Origin of the sequence: Burkholderia glumae LMG 2196 = ATCC 33617 (assembly GCF_000960995.1) — a bacterium.
GTDB lineage: Bacteria > Pseudomonadota > Gammaproteobacteria > Burkholderiales > Burkholderiaceae > Burkholderia > Burkholderia glumae.
This window is the reverse complement of sequence record NZ_CP009434.1, coordinates 1710353-1728700: the sequence shown is the minus strand read 5'-3', so window position 1 is coordinate 1728700 and position 18348 is coordinate 1710353. Positions and strand designations below refer to the sequence as shown.

The 18348-nt window shown below is 72.0% G+C and carries 11 protein-coding genes; 2 read left to right on the top strand and 9 right to left on the bottom strand.

The features are described 5' to 3' along the window. Window positions 1–58: 58 nt before the first annotated feature. Both KS03_RS08410 and KS03_RS08405 read right to left on the bottom strand, forming a co-directional pair. On the bottom strand, window positions 59–703 hold the full coding sequence (locus KS03_RS08410; RefSeq protein ID WP_012733935.1) for a DUF2239 family protein: 645 nt from the start codon (window positions 701–703) through the stop codon (window positions 59–61). Between the two features lie 210 nt (window positions 704–913). Then, entirely contained in the window at window positions 914–2041 is a 1128-nt protein-coding gene (locus KS03_RS08405) for a 4-hydroxyphenylpyruvate dioxygenase family protein (RefSeq protein WP_012733936.1), read from the bottom strand. 429 nt (window positions 2042–2470) lie between these two features. On the opposite strand from KS03_RS08405, the gene shiA reads away from it, so the two are divergent. Together shiA and KS03_RS08395 are read left to right on the top strand one after the other, a co-directional pair. Then, on the top strand, window positions 2471–3775 hold the full coding sequence (gene shiA / locus KS03_RS08400; protein ID WP_012733937.1) for a shikimate transporter: 1305 nt from the start codon (window positions 2471–2473) through the stop codon (window positions 3773–3775). Window positions 3776–3817: 42 nt separating this feature from the next. Further along, the gene (locus tag KS03_RS08395; protein ID WP_012733938.1) at window positions 3818–4588 is read left to right on the top strand and encodes an IclR family transcriptional regulator domain-containing protein; all 771 of its coding nucleotides are present in this window, start codon (window positions 3818–3820) and stop codon (window positions 4586–4588) included. An 85-nt stretch (window positions 4589–4673) separates the two neighbouring features. Here the strand turns inward: KS03_RS08395 and pelG are convergent, their stop codons facing one another. The 7 genes from pelG to KS03_RS08360 all read right to left on the bottom strand — a co-directional run bounded on the left by pelG (window position 4674) and on the right by KS03_RS08360 (window position 18157). Beyond that, window positions 4674–6044: an exopolysaccharide Pel transporter PelG gene (gene pelG, locus KS03_RS08390; RefSeq protein WP_012733939.1), complete on the bottom strand. Its 1371-nt coding sequence runs from the start codon at window positions 6042–6044 to the stop codon at window positions 4674–4676. Window positions 6045–6059: 15 nt separating this feature from the next. Beyond that, window positions 6060–7634 carry a GT4 family glycosyltransferase PelF gene (pelF, locus tag KS03_RS08385; protein WP_012733940.1) on the bottom strand — a complete coding sequence of 525 codons (1575 nt, stop codon included), beginning with the start codon at window positions 7632–7634 and terminating at the stop codon, window positions 6060–6062. A gap of 4 nt (window positions 7635–7638) precedes the next feature. Then, complete coding sequence (locus KS03_RS08380) at window positions 7639–8844, bottom strand: hypothetical protein (RefSeq protein ID WP_039201027.1); 1206 nt, start codon at window positions 8842–8844, stop codon at window positions 7639–7641. Continuing rightward, window positions 8831–10306 carry a PelD GGDEF domain-containing protein gene (locus tag KS03_RS08375; RefSeq protein ID WP_012733942.1) on the bottom strand — a complete coding sequence of 492 codons (1476 nt, stop codon included), beginning with the start codon at window positions 10304–10306 and terminating at the stop codon, window positions 8831–8833. The genes KS03_RS08380 and KS03_RS08375 overlap by 14 nt, the downstream gene beginning before the upstream one ends. A gap of 99 nt (window positions 10307–10405) precedes the next feature. Next, window positions 10406–10957, bottom strand: a complete 552-nt coding sequence (locus KS03_RS08370; RefSeq protein ID WP_012733943.1) for a hypothetical protein — start codon at window positions 10955–10957, stop codon at window positions 10406–10408. Window positions 10958–11007: 50 nt separating this feature from the next. Further along, the gene (locus KS03_RS08365) at window positions 11008–15222 is read right to left on the bottom strand and encodes a tetratricopeptide repeat protein (protein ID WP_012733944.1); all 4215 of its coding nucleotides are present in this window, start codon (window positions 15220–15222) and stop codon (window positions 11008–11010) included. Beyond that, window positions 15197–18157, bottom strand: coding sequence for a bifunctional glycoside hydrolase/polysaccharide deacetylase family protein (locus KS03_RS08360; RefSeq protein WP_012733945.1), 2961 nt, complete (start codon window positions 18155–18157; stop codon window positions 15197–15199). The genes KS03_RS08365 and KS03_RS08360 overlap by 26 nt, the downstream gene beginning before the upstream one ends. Between the last annotated feature and the right edge of the window lie 191 nt (window positions 18158–18348).

Here is an 18348-nt window from a genome sequence, read left to right as displayed (position 1 = left end):
TGGGGGACGCGGCCCGCGCGTGGCGCTCCACACGCCCGGACGCCCGAAGCTCGGCCGCTCAGGCTTCGGCCGGCCCGGGCTGCGCGAGCCGCAGCAGATGGGCCTGGACGTCGGCGGGCCAGCCGGCGATGCGCTGCCGGAGGCCGGCCGCGTCGTCGGCGAGCAGCGCGCGCGCGGCTTCCTCGAAGCCCGGCAGGTCGCCCGCCAGCGCCGACATGAAGTGACAGGCGCGCGCGTGCGCGGCGCGCCGCCGGTCGCGCTCGCCGGACACGCGGCGCGCCTCGTCCACCAGCTTGCGCAGCGCCACCGAGGCGCCGCCCGGCTGGCTGGCCAGCCAGTCCCAGTGGCGCGGCAGCAGCGTGACCTCGCGCGCGACCACGCCGAGCCTGGGCCGGCCCCGGCCACGCGGCGCCCCGCCGGCAGGCGGCCCCTCGGCGGCCGCCTCGCCGCCGGCGTCGGGGTCGGGGGCGGCGGCCCCGGTGCCGGCCGCGGCGGCCAGGCGGGCAAGGATCTCGTCGTCGCTGCCGCGCAGGTCGACGTCGATGGCACGGCCCGTCGCATTGTCGAACAGCAGCACCGTGCGCGCGTCGGCCGCCCGCGCCGCCTGGCGAATCGCGAGCGCAACCGTCGCGAGATCGCCGGACGCCAGGTGCGTGACGCCCTCGAAGCCGCTGTAGCGCGGCAGGGAAACGGTATCGGACATGGTTGCGGCGTCGCTCAAACGATGAGGAAAGAAGGCCAGGCCGGCATCCGGGAGCCGCACCGGCCGGCCGGGCCGCGGCCGGCGCTCACCACACGGCCGCCGCGCGGCGCGGCAGGTGCTCGTCGATCAAGGCGAGCGTCTCGCGCAGCAGTTCGTCGGAGAGCGCCGCGTTTCGCGCCGTCGCCGGCGGCCCCGCAGCAAGGCCGGCGCTCAGCGCGGCGCCTGCTCGCGCGCCCGTGCCAGCACGCCCAGGTTGCCCTCGCCGAAGCCGTGATGGCCGCTGCGCTGGACGATCTCGAAGAAGATTTCGCCGGGCCGGCGCTTGACGAAGGTCTGGAAGAACAGCTTCGGCACGCCGTCGACAATCTCGCCGTCCACCAGGATGCCGCGCCGGCGCAGCGCCTCGACGTCGAGCCGGTGCTCCGGCAGCCGCGCGTCGATCGAATCGTAATAGGCGGCCGGCGGTTCGACGAATTCGACGCCGTTCGCGGCGAGCGCGTCCACGCAGGCGACGATGTCGTCGGTGGCGAGCGCGACGTGCTGCACGCCCTCGCCCGGATGATCGGGCAGGTAGTCGTGCATCAGCTGCGTGCGCGAGGTGCCTTCCTCGTAGAGCGGAATGCGGATCTCGCCGCACGGCGACACCATCACGCGCGATTCGTCCGACAGGTGCCAGTTCGCGTTCAGCTCGTGGATCTCGCGGAAGTGCAGCAGGTCGCGATAGAACTCGAGCCATTCCGGCATGCGCCCGGCGCCCACCGTCTGCGTCATGTGATCGACGCGCCGCAGCCCGGTGCCGACGTGCTGCAGGTCGGCCTGGGCGGTGGCCGGGTCGATCGGCCGGAAATCGATGTCGAAGATCGAGATGTCGCCGGTGCCGCCCGACAGCCCGCCGCGCCCGCGCCAGCGGTCGACGAAATAGAGGTGCGAATCGCCGATGCCCTGGATCGCCGGGATCGCCAGCTCGCCCTGGCCGATCCGCTCGCCCTCGAACGCCCAGGCGCCCAGTTCGAGCGCGAGGTCGAACGCGCGCGGCGCGCTGTCCACGCGAATCCCGATCGCGCACACGCCCATGCCGTATTCCTCCGCGTAGCGCGAGGCGAACGAATCGGGCTCGGCGTTGAGCAGGAAATGCATCTGGCCTTGCCGGTACAGCGTGACTGCCTTGCTGACGTGCCGCGCGATCGCCTTGAAGCCGAGCTGGACGAAGCGGCGCGCCAGTTCGTCGGGCGCGGGTGCCGCGAATTCGACGAATTCGAGCCCCGCGATGCCGAGCGGGTTCGCGTCCGGCGAGATCGGGTACGTCGTCGCCGACGACGCGGAAAAGTGGCTGGACATCCGTAGTCTCCAGAAGCAGACGAAGTTTCGTGGCGAAGCGGCCGGCCGGGCGCCGCCGGTGCCGCCTCAGCCGCGATTTTAACCAGATCGTTCACGATGGCCCAAGCCCCGCGGCACGCGGGGCGCACGCCCGGCGCCGCGGCCGGCCCGGATCGATTCCGGCCGGCCCGGCAGTCGGGCATCCATCGGGCATTGCATCCGGCATTGAATCGGGCCGCTCGCCGGGCCGCGCGCCTAGTGCTAACCCCGAAAACGATCGATGATCGCACGGAATTGAACGATAATCGCGCTCCGGCGTGCAACCGCGCATTGTGACAATGCGGCGGCGCCCCTATGCTGCGTGCAATTTCCGTCGCGACGACAGCCAGGCGCGGCGGCACGCATCGGCCGGCGGCGCCTCGTGCCGGCCCGGGATACCAGGAGACACCCATGACCCCCGCTTACGATTCACTCGATCAGGCCGGCGCGCAACGCGCGCGCAGCCAGGCCCGCAAGGCGGCGCTCGGCAGTTTCGTCGGCGCCGTGGTCGACTGGTACGACTTCCTGCTGTACGGGATCGTCGCCGCGCTGGTATTCAACGCCGCGTTCTTCCCGAAGGTCAGCCCCACCATGGGCACGCTCGCCGCGTTCGCCACGTTCGGCGTCGGCTTCCTGTTCCGCCCGCTCGGCGGCGTGGTGTTCGGCCACTACGGCGACCGGCTCGGCCGCAAGCGCATGCTGGTGCTGACGGTGATGATGATGGGCGTGTCGACGGTGGCGATCGGCCTGCTGCCGAGCTTCGCCAGCATCGGCTGGTGGGCGCCGGTGCTGCTGGTGCTGCTGCGCGCGCTGCAGGGCTTCGCGGTGGGCGGCGAATGGGGCGGCGCGGCGCTGATGGCGGTGGAAAGCGCCCCGGCCAAGCGCAAGGCGTTCTACAGCAGCGGCGTGCAGGTGGGCTACGGCGTGGGCCTCGTGCTGGCCACCGGCATCGTCTCGCTGCTGAGCAGCACGCTCGGCGACGACGCGTTTCGCGCCTGGGCCTGGCGCATCCCGTTCCTCGCCAGCGCGGTGCTGGTGCTGATCGGCCTGTGGGTGCGTTCGAGCATGGACGAATCGCAGGAGTTCGTGGAAAAGGTCGAGCACGCCCGCCGCAAGCTGCGGATGCCGGTGCTCGAGGCGCTCTCGCGCCATCCGCGCGCGTTCCTCTACATCGTCGCGCTGCGGCTCGCCGAGCTGTTCTCGATGTACATCGTCACCGCGTTCGCGCTCAGCTACTCCACCGCCAATCTCGGCATGCCGCGCGAGCTGTTCCTGAACATCGGCCTGCTGGTGGGCGCGATCAGCTGCGTGACGATCCCCTGCTTCGCCTGGCTCGCCGACCGCTTCGGCCTGCGCCGCGTCTACATCACCGGCGCGCTGATCGGGCTCGCCTCGGCGGTGCCGTTCTTCGTCGCGCTGGAAGCGCGCTCCACGGTCTGGATCGTGATCTTCGCGGTGATGCTGGCCAACGTCGCGCACGACATGGTGGTGAGCGTGCAGCAGCCGCTCTTCACCGAGCTGTTCGGCGCCGAGTATCGCTACAGCGGCGCGGGCGTCGGCTACCAGTTCGCGAGCGTGGTCGGCGGCGGCTTCACGCCGTTCATCGCGGTGGCGCTGGTCAGCGTCGGCGGCGGCTCGTGGCACCTGGTGGCCGCCTATCTCGCGCTCGGCTGCCTGATCTCGGTGCTGGTCGCCGCGCGCATGCGCGCGGCCTGAGCGCGGCCGGCAGCGAACGACGGCGGCCGGCCGCTGGTTCCGATGAAAAAAGCCCCTCTCGACAAGCGCGACTGGATCGCCGGCCTGGAAAAAGGCCTGATGATCCTCGAGGCGTTCGACAGCGAACACGCGCGCATGACGCCGACCCAGGCGGCCGCGCGCACCGGCCTCACGCGCACCGCCGCGCGCCGCTACCTGCTCACGCTCGAGTCGCTCGGCTACGTGCACACCGACGGCAAGCTCTACGGCCTCACGCCGCGCGTGCTGCGGGTGGGCTGGTCCTACTTCGACTCGGCGCGGCTGCCGCGCATGGTGCAGCCCTACCTGCAGCAGCTCAGCGCCACGCTGAACGCATCGGCCTACGTCAGCGTGCTCGACGACTGGGAGCTGGTGGTGATCGCACGCAACGGCGTGTCGCGCGTGATGACCACCGGCTTCGTGCTCGGCGCGCGCGTGCCGGCGCCGCTCGCCTCGGCCGGCGTGGTGCTGCTGGCGCACCGCCACGCCGCCGCCGAAGTGGCCGCCTGGCTCGACACCACCGAGCTGCCGCCCTACACGCCGCACACGCTGACCAACAAGACGCGGCTGCAGCAGACCATCGCGCAGGCGCGCGAGAACGGCTACGCGCTGATCGAGCAGCAGCTGCAGGTGGGCGTGCGCGGCATCGCGGTGCCGCTGAAGAACCGCCAGGGCGAGGTGGTGGCCGCGCTCAGCACCAACATGCCGATCGGCGGCGAAGCGCCGGCCGCCGCGCTGGCGCGCGTGCTGCCGCCGCTGCAGGAAACGGCGCTGGCGATGCTGAACGTGCTGTAGCAGGCGCCGGCGCGTGCCGCCCGGCTTGCCTTGCCGGCAGGCAGGCGGCGGCGCGCATCGCGTCGGGCCGCGCGCGCCGCCGCGCTCACTGCAGCATGAAGGTCTCGTATTCGAGCGTCTCGAGCTTGCGGTCGAGCCAGTAGAGGCTCGCCAGCATCACCACGAACAGCGCGCCGGCGAAGCCGTAGCCGTAGGCGGCCGGGCTCGAGGCCAGCGTCAGCGCCGTCAGCGCCACGTTCAGCAGCACGAAGCCGCCCACCAGCCACAGCACGATGCGCCGCTTGTCGAGATAGAAGAACACGTTGATCACGCCCATGAACACCACCTGCATGCTCGCGGCGATCACGTCGATGTAGAGCAGCGGCAGGTACAGGGTGGGAATGTGCAGCCATTGCAGCAGCGTGGGCGCGGCCGCGAACAGCAGCAGCGCGGCCATCGCCTGGATCTTGAGGATCTCCCACACGCCGTCGCGCAGCGCCTCCACCATCGCGCCCTGCATGCGCTCGATGTGCTGCAGCGAGGCGCCGCCGCGCACCGCGTCGTAGAACGCGTCGTAGTATTCGACGAAATCGGTCTCGATGCGCAGCAGGAACACCGCCATGCCCGGGATGATGGCGAGATAGGCGAGGAACACCGGGATGTCGTAGATGATCGACGCGCGCAGCGGCCCGATCACCGGCTGCCCGGTGCCGGTGGTGTACCAGAACATGAACTTGTCGATCCAGATGCCGAGGTTGTAGAGGAAGCCGATCAGCATCAGCGACGGATAGCGGTAGCGCTTCTCGAAGATCTCGAACGAGATGAAGCGGTCGCTCTCGAAGTCGCGGTAGATCAGCCCGAGCAGGCCGCACAGCAGCAGCGTCTGGCCCGCCACGAAGCCGGCCAGCAGGCCCGCCAGGCCGAAGCCGGCGAGCGCCAGCGCGGCCGCCGTGGTAACCGCGTAGCCGACGAAGAACACCACGATGATCGCCACGTAGCGCTTCATGCCCGACAGGAAGATGGTGGCGATCCAGATGTTGCCCATCACCACGAAGCCGGCCAGCATCAGCAGCCGGTAGGCGGCGGTCTGTCCGCCGAACGCGAACAGCACCAGCAGCGCACCCGCCACGGCCGACACCACCGTCACCACCGCCATCACGGCATGGAAGTTCGGCAGCACCAGGTCGCGGCGCTTCTCGAACAGGCGGTCCGAGGTGAAACGCGTGTACCAGAGCTGCAGCGGCCCGGTCAGCACCAGCGACACCGCGATCAGGTAGGTGACCGACACCTGGAACTGGGTGACGGCGCCGTTGGGCTGCGCGAACGGCACGCTCAGCACGCCGATCAGCAAAATCCCGACGATCGACAGCACCCACGGCCCGGCGCCGATCAGCCCCGCGTAGGTATAGGCCTGCATCAGCCCCGTCAGCGTGTTGCGACGGAGCATCTTGCGCAGTTCGAAACCGATTCCGGCCATGATTGCCCGCTCCCCTCAACCCGACGTGGCAAGGGCCGCGCCGTCCCCGGCCGGCCGCGTCGGCGCGTCCATCAGGCGCCGGTACAGCGTGCGGTACGAATCGACCATCTGGTCCTGCGTGTAGTAGCGCTCGACGCGCGCCACGCCGGCGGCCTGCGCCGCATGCCAGTTGGCGTCGTCGAACAGGTCGATGGCGGCCTCGGCGAGCGCGCGCGGATCGGCGATCTGCACCACGCGCCCGGCCGCGCCGAGCGCGGCGTCCTCGCCGGGCAGCCCCTCGATCAGCTGGCGGCACGAGCCGACGTCGGTGGTCACCGACGGCACGCCGGCCGCGAACCCTTCCAGCACCACCAGCGGCAGCGCCTCGGAGATCGAGCTGAGCACCAGCAGCCCGCACTTGGGCAGCAGCTCGTCGATCTTCTGGAAGCCGAGGAACTTCACCTTGTCCTTCAGGCCGAGGCTGTCCACCAGCGCGCGGCACTCCTGCGCGTAGGCCAGATCCTCGTCCTCGGGGCCGGCGATCCAGGCCTCGGCCTCGGGCATCCGGCGCAGCACGGTCAGCATCGCGCGGATGAAGGTCTTGATGTCCTTGATCGGCACCACGCGGCCGATCAGGCACAGCGTCTTGGGCACCTCGGCCGCGCGCCGCTCGCGCAGCGGCGCGAGGCGCGCCAGATTCACGCCGTTCGGAATCGTGCCGGTGCGCGGCGCCGGCGCGCCGTCGAGAATCTGGCGCTGCCGGTTGCCCTCGTAGAGCGCGATGATGTCGTCGGCCGCGTCGTAGCAGGCACGCCCGAGCGCCTGGAAGAAGCGCACCCACAGGTCGCGGAAGTAGCCGACCTGCGAGACGTCGCGCTCGAAGATGCTGCGATTGTCGCGAATCCACTCGCTCTGGAACAGGTCGATCTTGCGTTCCTTCGTGTAGATGCCGTGCTCGGACACCAGCAGCGGGCGCCCGGTGCGGTAATGCGCGAGCGCCCCCAGGAAGCCCGCGTAACCGGTGGAGACGGTGTGCAGCACGCGGCCCGCCGGCAGCCCCTCGGCCACGCGCGCGAGCTGCCAGAGCGGCTTGTGCATGATGCGCACGGTCCAGAAGTAGTCGACGAACGAGGGATCGGTGCAGCGCGCCCGGTATTGCTCGGTCAGGTAATCCCAGGCTTGCTTCGAGTAGAGGAAGGCGTCCTCGGCGAGCGCGCCGCCCGGCTTCAGGTCGGCCAGCATCTGCTTGAGCAGCTGCGCGCCCACCGTGCGCAGCGCCGGGTTGCGCATCGTCTCGTGCAGCTGCGCCGAGCGCGCGAAGGCGTCGGCGTCGCCGCCCATCTTCTTGACCAGCGGCGGCGGCGCGAAATCGTAGAGATAGTGGGTCTCCAGATGCACCACGTTGTCGGGCAGCGCATAGTGCTGCTTCGTGTAGTCCTGCGGCCGGCTGCCGAGGAAGCACAGCGCGAAGCTCTGCTCGGGAAACGCGCGGATCATCTGGTTGACCCAGCTCGACACGCCGCCGCTCACGTATGGAAACGTGCCCTCGAGCAGCAGCAGCACGTCGGCGGAGGCGGCGCGCGGCAGCGCGCAGGAGGGGGGTGTGGACATCGGCTCACTCATCGGCATGCGGCGCCGGCGCGGCCGCGGCCGGCTGCCAGAATTCGAGCGCGGCGCGCAGCGCGGGCGGCACGCCGCTCGCCTCCATCGCGCCGAGCAGGCTGGCGACGCGCGCGAAATCGCGCCGCCAGTAGGCGGACTCGGCCAGGTACGGCAGCAGCCGGTCGCGCGGGAAGCCGCTGTCGATCGCGCGCTGCAGCAGCGCATCGGCCGCGTCCAGATCGCGCCGCAGCAGCGCGAGCCGGCCGCGCAGGCGCCACAGCGCGGCATCGTCGGGCATCAGCGCGAGCGCGGCCTCGGCGAAGCGGTCGGCCTGGGCGATCGCGTTGTCGTAGACGTCACCCGTCACCAGCTGCTGGTAGATCAGCTCGCCATACAGCTCGGCGAGCACCTTGTTGGCGCGGGCGCGCTCTTCCGCCGGCCGCGCGCCGGCGCCGGGCGCCTGCAGCGCCTCCAGCGCCGCGCGCTCGGCGGTGATGCGCTGGGTCAGCGCCTTCTCCTTGCTTTCCAGGCTGCCGTAGGCGAGCAGGCGGATGTCGTCGAGCGGATCGGCCAGCATCTCCTGCAGGATCGGCGAGACGGTGCGCACCGGCAGCGACTGCATGGCGAGCAGCGCCGTCATGCGGAAATCGACGCTGGCCTCGGCGTTGCGCAGCTCGGCCTTCAGGCGCGCGCCGCGGCCATACGAGACCGCGCCGATCAGGTATTCGGCGAACTCGGGCTCCTCCACCGTGCTCACCGCGAGGCGCGCGCGGTTGGCCGGCAGCACGCGCGAGAGCGCGAACGCGCCGAGCGTGCAGATCACGCCGCCGAACGGCACCGCGAAATTCAGGAAGCCGAGCAGCACCAGGCCGCGCGCGGTGGCGGGCCGCAGCGCGCGCGGCAGCAGCCGCGCGCTGCCGGCCGTGGCCAGCAGCGCGGCCAGCGCCAGCAGCGCCAGGCAGACCGCCACCAGCCGCGTGTTGACGGCGGCCGCCGCGGCCGAGGCCTCGGCCGCCACCGGCAGGCCCGAGAGCCACTGCACCGAGGGGTCCGGCAGGCTGCGCGCGCTCAGCAGCCACACATACCCCTGCAGCACGAGACCGAGCGCAACCAGCAGCGCGGCCAGCATGGCGCCCGCCGCGCCGCGGCCGCGCGCGGGCGCGGCGGCGCCGCCCCGCTCGCCGGCTGCCTCGGCGCGGTGCGGATCAGCCGGCGACACCGCAGTGCTCCATCAGCTTGACGAGCGGACGCATCGGCTCCTCGGCCGGCACGTGCATCGAATAGACGGCCACGTGCGCGCCCTCGAAATCGATGCCGAACTGCGCGCGCAGGCTGTCCTCGATGCGCATCAGGTAGCCGTCCACGCCGCTCGTGCCGGACAGCGGCATCAGCGTCAGCACGGCACGGCGGCGCGCGCCGACGATCTCCCATTGCGAGTCGAGCGCGCGGCGCGTGCGCACCACGTGCTCGCAGAGCGCGGCGCCGCGTTCGTCGCTGTCGAACACCAGCGTGACGACGGCCGACAGCACGCCGGAGTCGCGACGCAGGTGGACGAGCCGCGCGTAGTCGAGCGCGAAGCGGTGCGGACAGTCGGGGAACGCCGCCAGCATCTCGCGCGTGACCTCGGCATGGCGCACGCCGTCCGCGTAGAAGTTGCAGAGCACCAGCAGGAACTGCAGGTTGTCGCGCGTGAGCGCGAGGAACGGCATGCGCTCGATCGCCATCACCCCCACCGGCGCGCCCTTCACGTCCAGCAGCGGCACGCAGGCCAGATAGCGGCTGCCGATCGAGGCGGCCGCGTCGCCGCGCGCCTCGACGTGGACCAGCTTGCGCGTGTCGAGCGCCTCGCGCACCAGCGGATCGCCGGCGTCGAGCGGCGCGGCGCCGCCGATCGCGGCGGCCGCCTCGGCGGCCGGTGCGCCGTGCCGCCAGGCGTGCACGCTCGCCACTTCGAGCTGTACCGCCTGCGCGGCCGCGTCGAGGAACGCCTGCGCGCCGCGCAGCGCGACCTCGCCCTGCTCGGCCGCCGACGGCGTGGCGTCGAACACCACCGCGCGCAGCCGCGCGAGCGAATCGCGCAGCGTGGCCGGGCGGCTCAGCAGGTCCTGCTCGAGCCGCTCGTGCGAGAGCCGCAGCATGAACTGGTTGCGCGTCAGGATCGACAGGCGCTCGGACAGGTAATCGTTGGCGATGCGGTTCTGGCGCAGCCGCGCGATCCAGATGTCGCCGAACTGGCCGGTCAGCAGCGTGAGCAGGAAGCCGCCGAAGAAGAATCCGGTCGGGAACGGCCGCACCAGGGTGGTCTCGCCCGCGAAGCCAGCCGCGGCGGCCGGCACCGGCACGGCCGGATACAGCAGATACCAGGCGGCCAGCACCATGAAGCCCGACACGAGGCCCGCGGCCGAGCCGGCGCGCAGCGCGATCAGCACCGGCGCGAGCCAGATCCAGCCGAAGCCGGCGTGGATCAGCAGCGGATCGTCGGCCGCGAACACGCGGCACAGCGCGATCACCACCAGCGTGAAGACCAGCGTCTCGGCCAGCGCGATCGCGCGCCGCCGCGGCGAGCGGTCGGGCGGCGCGATCAGCGCGCTCCACCATGCGGCCGCGCCGGTGGCGCGCACGGTGCGCGCCGGCGCCCCGCGCTTGCCGGGCTCGCCCGGCCCCGTTGCCTGCGTATTCATGCGCACCGCCTGATCGATGTCGAAGTCCGCTTCATCATGCGCACCGCCTGATCGATGTCGAAGTCCGCTTCATCGCGCGCCCCGCCTGGCCGGCACCGCTCAACGGTTCAGCGGCGCGAGCAGCTCGCGCTCGAGCTTCTGGGCCACCCCCGACACCGCGTCGCGGCTCCAGCCGGTGCGGCTGCCGGTGCCGGTCCAGACGATCTTGCCGGTCTGCACGTCGATCACCTCGAAGGTGAGGCCCACGGCCGGCTCGCCGTCCACGCCCACCTTGTAGCGCCACTCGTTGACGGCGCCGCTCAACGCGTAGCGGATGTTCTGCTGGCGCGCCCAGTTCAGCGCGTTCTGCTGGGCGTCGGGCTTGGCCGGATCGAACAGCGTCTCGTCGTCGCCGCCGCCCGGATAGGGCACCACGTTCTGGTAGCCGTAGGTGCGCAGCAGGCTCTGCGCGATCGAGCTGGCGCGCTGGCCGGCCTGCGGCGTCTCGGTGTGGTTCGCGATCGGCAGGACGGTCCAGGCCTCGCCCTTCGAGACGGGCACCGCCGCGCTGCGGTCGACCACCGCGCAGCCGCCGAGCGCCATCGCGGCGAGCGTCGCCGCGCAGACCAGCGCGGCCGCCCGGGAGCGCCGCGATGCGTGGTTCGTATTCATGCGTTTCTCCTCAGATTGCGTGTGATGCCGAATGAGCCTGTCATGGCGCGTCAGTACAGCCAGCGATACCGCGCGCCGACTTCCTTCACGGACGTGGAGCTGTTCGACGAGGCCCCCTGGTACAGCCCGTAGAGCAGTGCCTGGTCGCCGCCGAACACGCTGCCGGCCAGCCCCATCTCCACCTGGCCGGTCCAGCCCGCACGCGAATCGCGCACCGGGCCGGCCGAGAACATCGGGCGCCAGCCCTTGCTGTAGGTGTCGGGCAGGTCGTCGCCGAACGAGAACAGCAGCGCGCCCTGCGTGAACGTCTGCGGCATGAACGAGGCGGCCGTGAGCGGCGTGCCCGCCGGCAGCAGCGCCGCGAGCCGCGCGCCCGGCGTGCCGTTGCCGCTGGCGTACTGGCCGTGGGTGAACACGGCGCGGATCGTGTAGTCGGGGTAGTCGGCCTTGATCTTGTAGCCGGCGCTCACCTCGATCAGGTGGCCGTCGCCGAGATAGACGCGGTCCTGGCCGAGGAAGCGCGAGTACTCGTAGCGCCCGCTGCCGAACCAGTGCGGATCGAACTGGTAGGACAGCCCCACCGAGGCCAGATCCTTCACCCCGCCCACGCTCAGCTGCGTGGTCTCGGTGGCGGTCTGGTTGTAGCCGGCCGCGTAGCTCAGCGTCAGCCGCGAATTCACGCGCGCCTTGCCTTCCACGCGCGCCGTGGTGATGTCGCGCAGCGCCTCGCGGCGGCCCACCGTCACGGTTTCCTCGTCGTACTGGCCCTGATGCTTGTACATCGCTTCCAGCACGCGATCCTGCGTCGGGATGTGCGGCAGCGTGGCGGCGTCGCCCGACTGCTCGCGCTGGCGGTAGCCGAGCCGCACGCTCTGCGACGGCGTGATGCGCGCGCCCACCGAGGCGCTCTGCTCGTTGTAGCGCAGCGCGCCCTGGTTGCTGTAGCGCGTGCCGACGTTCACCGACTGCGCGTTCTTCAGCGCCGCGTCGCGCAGCTGCTGCTGCATCACGTCGTCGCGCGGCGTGGCGATCAGCGACTGGTAGGCGCTCGACTGCGCATCGGTCAGGCGGCCCGTCAGCACCTGCGCGTCCACGCGGTTCTGGCGCGGAATCAGGTCCGGCAGCGTGTCGAGCAGCCGGTTCAGCGTGTTGAGGTCGCCCTCGTCGATCGCCAGCTGCGCCTCGGCGTACACCGGGCGGCTGCTGCGGTCGATGAACAGCTTGGTGAGCCAAGCGTGTTCGAGATCGGGCTCCTGCTGGGCCTGCGCCCACGATACCGCCGCCTCGCGCGCGATCGCCGAGACCACGCGCTGCTCGCGCCGGATCGCCTCCTGCTTGACGGGCGGCAGCATCGCGAAGTCGCCGAGCTGCGACGGATAGGCGGCGGCGCCCTGCTGCGCGCCGGTCGCGTCGGCGCGCAGCAGCTGGATCAGCACCGCGCGCGACTGGTCCCCGGTGCCGAACAGCGTGACGAGCGAGACGTAGCGGCCGGCCAGATCCTCGCGCTCGGCCTTGGGCAGCGGCGCCGCGTTCGGATCGCGGCGGCGCCGCGCGAGTTCGGTCCAGACCGACCTGCGCAGCTGCCACGCAGCGGCGGCGCGGCCGTCGAGTTCGAGCGCGTCGGCGAAGGTCAGGCGCCAGAGCGGGTCCTGACGGTTCGCGTCGGCCTGCTTGCGCAGGTAGTGCAGGGCCTGGCGGCCGTCGCCGAGCCGCAGCGCGGCGGCGATCATCGGCGGCCAGAGCGGCGCATCGGTTTCGGCGCGGGCCGCGTCGCGGCGCATCGTCTCGCGCAATTGGGCCTCGGTGCCGCGATCGTTCAGATACCAGAGCCAGGTGACCTGCGCCTCGGTGTTGTCCGGCGCGAGCGCGAGCGCGCGCTGCACGTCGCGCGCGACCTCGTCCTGGCGGCCGGCGTCGCGCTCGAACTGCGCGCGCGCCAGCAGGAACGGCGCGGACTGCTCGGCCGCCGCGGTCTGCTCGGGCGTGAGCGAGGCCAGCAGCGGCGCGATCCGGCCGCGCGCATGGGCGCGCTCGTAGTAGTAGATCGCCTGCGTGAGCAGGCGCACGTTGCCGGACTGGCGGTAGCCGTATTCGGCCAGCCGCGCCGCGTCCAGCGGCGAGGCGTCGTAGAAGCCGATCATCGATTCGAGATCGTCGCGCGTGGCCTTGCCGCTCGCCAGCAGCTCGCGATAGCCGGCGCCGGTGTCGCGCTGCTGCTGGGTGGTCGCGCCAAGCAGCGCGTAGAAGCGCCAGAAGTCCTCGTCGGCCGGCGTCGCGCCGCGCTTGGCGTCGTTCATCGCGGCCAGCGCGGCGGCGAACTGCGTGCGCGTGTAGAGCATCGTCGCGATCTTCAGCGCGTAGGCCGGGTTCGGGCCGTAGTCGCGTTCGAGGCCGCGCCAGGTGGCAAGCGCGAGCTCGTCGTCGCCCTTGCGCTCGGCCTCGGTCGCATAGCGCTCGCGCGCCTGCCGGCCGAGCGGGCCGGAAAAGCGCGTCTGCAGGAAGCGCAGCGCGCCGTCCGGATCGGCATTCGATTCGTAGGCGGCGACGGCCGCGTCCAGGCGCTTGAGGTCGCCGGGGTTCGCGTCGGCCTGGTGCAGCGTCAGCGCCAGCAGCGCGCGCTGGTCGTTCAGGCCCGGCGCGAGCCGCGCCACCTGCTGCCACGCGCGCGCGTCGCCGCGCGAGCGCGCGAGCGCGAGGTAGTTGGCGAGCGCGACGTCGGGATGATGGTTCCACTCGGCCACCTGCGCGAGCCGCTCGCGCCAGGCATCCGAGCCCGGGTCGCGCGCGAGCGCCTGCTGTGCGACGCGCTCGGCGCTCGCCACGTCGCCGGCCGCGAGGAACACGCGGTAGGCCAGCTCGAAATCGGCGGCGCCGGCCTTCTGCGCCGGCGCGTCGGCGGCCGGGGCACGGGCCGCCGACGCGGCGGCACCGGGCGCGCCGGGCGCGCCGGGCGCCGCCGCTGCGGCGTCGCTGCCCGAGATCGCGCCCATCGCGATCGTGGTGCTGGACGGCACCGGCACACGGATCAGCCGCGCCGCGTCGCGCGCGGCGGCGGGCGTGCCGGCGCGCGGCGCCGACGAGATCGCCGCGGCCGGCGAGATCGGCGATGGCGGCGCGACCACGGCGTCGCCGCTCGCGGCGATCCGCACCACCCGCACCAGCCGCGCCGCGTCGCTGGCCCGCACGGCCGCATCGCGCAGCGCCGCGCCGGGCAGCGCCGGCCCGCGCCGCGCCGCGGCCGGCAGCCAGGCGGCGCGCAGCCAGACGCCCCGCGCATCGCGCTGCACGACGGGCCGGCCGGCGCCGAGCCGTGCCGCCCCGGCCGGCGCCGCGCGTGGGTCGAGCCCCTCGCCGGCGGCGCCGTGCCAGGCCGCGAGCCCGAGGCGGGGCGCGGCGCCGCTGCGCCCCGCGTCGCCGAGCACCTGCAGCAGCCGCTTCACGTATTGCGCGGCCAGATCGGGCCGCCCCGCCGCGAGCGCGACGCTCGACAGGAAGCGCAGCGTGTCGGGATCGTCGCCGAGCTCGCCGAGGTGGGCCTGCGCGGCCGCCATCGCACCCGCCATGTCGTTGCCCGACTGCAGCGCCTTCACGCCGGCGATGAACGCGTCGCGGCGCGCCGCGCGCGTGGTGGCACGGGCCTGCACCGCGAACCAGGCATCGGCCGCCTGCCGATAGTCGTGGCCGCCCAGCCGCGTGGCCGCCAGCTCGGCCAGCCACGCATCGGCATGGGCCGTGTCGCGCTGCGCCAGCAGCGCGTAGTAGCGGCCCGCCAGCGCGTTGTCGCCGAGCCCGCGCGCCTGGCGCGCCAGCGCCGTCAGCGCCTCGACGTCCCATGGCCGGTCCACGGCGTCGTGCAGCAGCGCGTCGAGCTCGCGGATGCGCGCGGCGCGCGCCGGGTCGCCCGGCTTCAGGCCGTACAGCGCGCGCTGCGCGAGCGAGATGCGGATCGCCAGCGCGTTCTGCCGCGCCGCCGGATCGCGCGAGGCGTCGAGCCGCGCCAGCATGCGCGTGACGTCGGCGCTGCGGCCGCCCGTCAAATAGGCGCGGGTCAGCTCGGCCTGTACGTGTGCGTCGTCGGGCTCGACGCGCAGCCATGCCTCGAGATAGGCGATCGTCAGGCTGTCGGTGCCGGCCAGCATGCGCGCCTCGAGCTTGCCGCGCGGATACGCCAGCACCAGCAAGGCGCCGACCAGCGAGCCGAGGACGAGAACGGCGGGCAGCGGAAAGAAGCGCTGGCGCTCAGAGGTCGCAGGCGACGTCGACATGCAGGCTCGAAGGGTGGGAAGCCACGGGATGGCGGGTCACGCGGCACGCACCGGCGTTCGCGAGGCGGAACTGCGGCGCGACCAGCGAATGCAGGTCGAACGAGAAACCGCGCGCGTCGCGCTCGAAACCGTCGAGCTCGCCGTTGGCATCGGCCAGATACGGCACGCGCGGCGCGCGCGCGGCGTCGATCACGACGAAGCGTGCCTCGCTGCCGGCCAGATGCACGTAGGTGCCGCCCGGGCCGGGCGCGTAGCCGGCCACGCCGGTGGCGGTGCGCAGGTCGGGCACCCTGCCCGGCGGCAGCCGCACGGTGCGCAGCCGTCCGGCGTCGCGCACCACCCAGGCGGCGCCGTCGCGCGCCACGCTCACGTCGAGCCAGTCGAGCACCTTGCGCGCGTAGTCCGACGAGAACACCGGCGTGACCGGCTGCGCCAGCACGGTCTTGAAGACCGTCTCGAGCGCCTTCATCGATGCGAGCTTGGTGCCCGAGAACATGTGGTAGTAGATGTCCATCGGCTTGAAGCGGATCGGCGCGTCGGTCATCGCGAAGGTTTCGAGCACGCGCGTGAAGCCGAAGAACGGGCCGTGCCAGAGATCGGTGTAGAGCTCCTCGTTCTGGTTCGGCGCAAACACCTGGTAGTAGCCGTCCTTCATCACGCCGAGCGGCGCGATGGCGGTCCAGCTCGGGTAGCTTTTGGTGATCACCGTGTCGCCGCCGTTCATGTTCAGCACGCCGGCCTGATAGGCGGCCTTCAGCACCGGCGCCGGCACCTGGCAGTCGCCGCTCCAGAGCACCATCTTCACCGGCTTGGCGGCCGGCGCGACGTTGCGGTCGAGATAGGCGATCGAGCCGCCCACCTCGCGGTCGATGCTGAACGTATAGCCGGGGATGTTGATCGACAGGCCGCTGGTGCTGTTGCCGCCGTCGCCCTCGGCCGGCGCGTCGTTGCTGGACACGCCCAGCCCCGTCACGCGCATCCATTGCAGCGGGTGCGTATAGGTGTGGGTGGCGACCTCCACGTTGGGCAGCTCGAAGAGCTTGTGGCCGATCGCGCGCAGGTGCGCGGCGAACGCGCGAAACGGCCCCTGGTCGCTGACCTCGCCCTCGATCAGCGACACCGTGGTCGGCATGCCCGAGTCGCGCAGCAGCCGGTACAGCGTGTCGCCCGAATAGAGCGGCGAGTTCGCGTCGTTCTTCAGCGACGGCGTGGAATATTCGGCGCGCGACGCGAAGCCGTCGCCGTCGATGTGCGACATCAGCAGGCGGCGGCCGTTGCCGGTGGTGGTGTCGGGCACCGGCATGTCGGTGGGCAGGCGCAGCGCCGCGCGCAGGAATTCGAGCGGCTGCGTGACCCAGCGCGCCTGGTTGACGGCGCCCAGCGAATAGACGCCGAACGGCCGCATCACATAGCCGCCCCACGGCGTGAGCGCCGCGCCGTCGATCTCGAAGGCGCCCGAGCGCAGCCGCAGCAGCGAGCGGCTATGGGCGCCGGCGCGCACCGCCGTGTAGTCGCGCGGGTCGGCCACCGGCTTCATCTCGAAGCCCATCATCGCGCGATCGTAGGACGCCACGTCGAGCCGGCCGTCGGCGGGCGCGCCGTCCACCATGGTCAGATCCAGCTTGCGCGCGAGTTGCACGTCGAGCGGCGTGCCGAACGAGGCGAACACCGCGATCGGGATGTGCGCGTCCACCTGCGCCTCGAACCAGGCCCGATAGGCCGCGCCGCGCGGCACGTCGTTGTTGAGCCACAGCACGATGCCCGCGTAACGGTCGGCGAGCGGGCCGTCGGGCAGCGGGCCGCGCGCGTCCACGTAGTCGATCCGATAGCCGAGATAGTTGAGCGGCATCGCCAGATAACGCACGCCCGGCGAGACGTTCAGGTCGGTGCGCGGCGGCGGGTCCTGCAGCACCAGGATGCGGCGGCGCATCGGCTCGACGGCGCCCACGCCCATCGTCGCGAGTGCGCCGTCGGTCACGAACGGCACCAGCCCGTCGGCGCGAATCCGCTCGATCGCATCGCGCGAGCAGGCGCTGTCGCCCGGTGCGCAATAGTCGATCGAGATCACCGGCAGCCCGTATTGCGCGCGGATCGTGCGCGCCTGCCCCAGCAGCCAGTCGCGATCGGCCTGCGGCACCGCCACGTAGCGCCGCTGCGCCTGGTTCCAGCCGTGGTAGAGCGACTCGAACGCGACCGCGTAGATCTGGTCGTGCACCTGCGGCATGATCTCGAAGCCGCGGTTCAGGATCAGCTTGGCCTGCGGGTAGCGCGCGCGGATCGCGCGGATCACGGCCACCAGCCCGGCCTGCTGGCGCGCGCGCGCCTCGTCGGTGGTGGCGGCCAGCTGGTAGGAATCGAGCGTGTCGAGAAAGAAGCCGCGGTAGCCCTTCTCCCACAGCGGGCGGATCACCTGATCGACGAAGAAGGCCGGCCACTGCGGCTGGCTCTGGTCGATCACGCGGGAGGCCCACGTCGCGTTGCTGCCGGCGAACCAGGACTTCGGGATCGCCGGGTAGTAGGCACGCGAGGGCAGCACCTCGCCCACGCTGGCATAGGCGAACCAGGTGGTGTGCGGCAGCGGATGCGCGAGCGGATCGAAGCCGCTGTCGGGCTCGACCACGGCCGCGTCGTAGGCGGACAGCAGTTCGACGGGAGGATGCGCGCCGTAGTAGAGGGCGAACGAAGGCTGAGCGGCATTGCCGGCCGGCGCCGCGGCCTGCGGTGCCGGCACCGCCGCGGCATCGGCCGCGTCGGCGGCCAGCGCGGCCGGCGCCGCCGCGAGCCCCAAGGCCGCCGCCGCCATCAGCGTGCCGATCGCCCTCGCCGCGGCGCCGAGGCGGCGCCCGATCGCGGCCGCTGCCCGCGAGGCGGCATCAAGTGCCGCGGCGGTGCGTAACGGGTCGCGGGAATCGGCAAGGCGTCGGCGTGTTGTCATCGATTTTCATGGCAGCGATGGGAAAACGACGAAGTCATGGATCACGCGATCCGACTGTCTTTTTTGGATACGGCGATTCTAGCCAAAGAACTCCGGCGCGGATATCCACCGTCCGGCAAACGTTACAGTCGGGACACAATCGCGCGCGGCGGTTGCCAACCGTGAAAAAACGTGCAAAGGCACGCCGGGCG

Bases quoted from the DNA above. Each gene is read 5' to 3' on its own strand.
- KS03_RS08410 (WP_012733935.1), bottom strand. From the start codon at position 703: ATGTCCGATACCGTTTCCCTGCCGCGCTACAGCGGCTTCGAGGGCGTC.
- pelF (WP_012733940.1), bottom strand. From the start codon at position 7,634: ATGTCCACACCCCCCTCCTGCGCGCTGCCGCGCGCCGCCTCCGCCGAC.
- KS03_RS08360 (WP_012733945.1), bottom strand. From the start codon at position 18,157: ATGACAACACGCCGACGCCTTGCCGATTCCCGCGACCCGTTACGCACC.
- KS03_RS08375 (WP_012733942.1), bottom strand. From the start codon at position 10,306: ATGAATACGCAGGCAACGGGGCCGGGCGAGCCCGGCAAGCGCGGGGCG.
- KS03_RS08405 (WP_012733936.1), bottom strand. From the start codon at position 2,041: ATGTCCAGCCACTTTTCCGCGTCGTCGGCGACGACGTACCCGATCTCG.
- KS03_RS08365 (WP_012733944.1), bottom strand. From the start codon at position 15,222: ATGTCGACGTCGCCTGCGACCTCTGAGCGCCAGCGCTTCTTTCCGCTG.
- shiA (WP_012733937.1), top strand. From the start codon at position 2,471: ATGACCCCCGCTTACGATTCACTCGATCAGGCCGGCGCGCAACGCGCG.
- KS03_RS08395 (WP_012733938.1), top strand. From the start codon at position 3,818: ATGAAAAAAGCCCCTCTCGACAAGCGCGACTGGATCGCCGGCCTGGAA.
- KS03_RS08370 (WP_012733943.1), bottom strand. From the start codon at position 10,957: ATGAATACGAACCACGCATCGCGGCGCTCCCGGGCGGCCGCGCTGGTC.
- pelG (WP_012733939.1), bottom strand. From the start codon at position 6,044: ATGGCCGGAATCGGTTTCGAACTGCGCAAGATGCTCCGTCGCAACACG.